Here is a 1433-nt window from a genome sequence, read left to right on the forward strand (position 1 = left end):
TCAATTTGTGGTCTGGAATTATTGCCTACAAATTCCTAGATAAAAAGCCCACTATTAGAGATTTTCAAGAAAAAAATCTACTTACAAATTTTGAACTTTTTCAAGATATTGCCGCTTAACTCACGTTTTCCAAGTAAATTTTCCCACCGAGTAGATAAATGAAAGTTCTTAAAAGTTGTAAAGCGGTGCCAGACCCTTGTTCGTTATTAGTACCTTTACGAGAAACAATACCTGCTCCTGTCCAGAAATTTTGTTGTATCTCTTCACTCATACCTATGCCTGTATCCTTCACAATGATTTTCAAATTCTGACTTTCTTGGCTAATTTCACAGAATACCTTGCCTCCTGCGGGAGTGAACTTAATAGCGTTATTTAACAGATTACGTATAATACTTCCAAGCAGAAAAGGGTCAGATTGAATGTTTGAAGAGGTATTTTGAATAGAATAACTAAATTTTACACCTTTTTGCTCGGCTCTGTGAGTTTCAGATTCAAAAATAGGTAATAGATACTCTTTCAAATTGAAGGTTTCAACACGAGGGTTTATTTTGTTATTGCTTTGTTGTAGCTTTCCCCAAGCAAGAATATAGTCTAAAATATTTAAAATATTCTGAATATCTTTTTGAATTTTTAGGGCAGAACTTTTGGCTTCTTCAAAACTAATAAGCTCATCTGTGAATAAATGGACTATGCCGTGCATAGAGATAAGTGGGGAACGTACATCGTGAGCAATCAGGGAGAAAACTCTCTTTTGAAAGTCTAATTGTTTTTGTAAAAGCTCTTTTTGGAAATCCAGCTTTTTATTTTTTAGACGCATTTCTATTTTTTCAGTTACTTGTTTGGCAAGTACTTGTAAAGCAAATTGTTGCTCTTCGGTAAGCTGTCGGGGTACTTTATCAATTACGCAAAGTGTGCCTAAATTATATCCTTCACTGGTAGTAAGAGGCATACCTGCATAGAAACGCACTTGCATACCATTGCTTACATAAGGGTTATCGTGAAATCTATCATCTTGCAAGGCATTAGGTACTTGCATTAGGGTATTTTGAAGAATAGCGTGGCTACAAAAAGCATAATCGCGAGGTGTTTCTGTATTTTCTACTCCTACACGAGCCTTAAACCATTGTCGGTCTTTATCTATAAGTGTAATGAGGGTAATAGGTGTTTGACAGATAATTGATGCGAGCCGAGCAATATCATCATATTCTTTTTCGGCAGGAGTATCCAAAATATCGTAAGCATACAGAGCTTCTAAACGCTCCTTTTCGTTAGTAGGTAAAGGGGGAAATTTCATTTGTATAAAAATATTGGTTGTGGTAAAGATTGTATGATATTTTTGTAAAAGACAAAGAGGACGTATTTTTGTAATATGTCTGAAGTATTAACAAAAGTAAACTGCCCTCATTGCCAAAGTACAAAAGTAGTAAAAAATG

General features: G+C 34.8%; 1 protein-coding gene. It reads right to left on the bottom strand.

From position 1 onward, the window contains the following. Positions 1-115: 115 nt before the first annotated feature. Positions 116-1294: a GAF domain-containing sensor histidine kinase gene (locus Rain11_RS13670; protein WP_101359927.1), complete on the bottom strand. Its 1179-nt coding sequence runs from the start codon at positions 1292-1294 to the stop codon at positions 116-118. Positions 1295-1433 lie beyond the last annotated feature (139 nt).

It is taken from the genome of Raineya orbicola (genome assembly GCF_002843425.1).
GTDB lineage: Bacteria > Bacteroidota > Bacteroidia > Cytophagales > Thermonemataceae > Raineya > Raineya orbicola.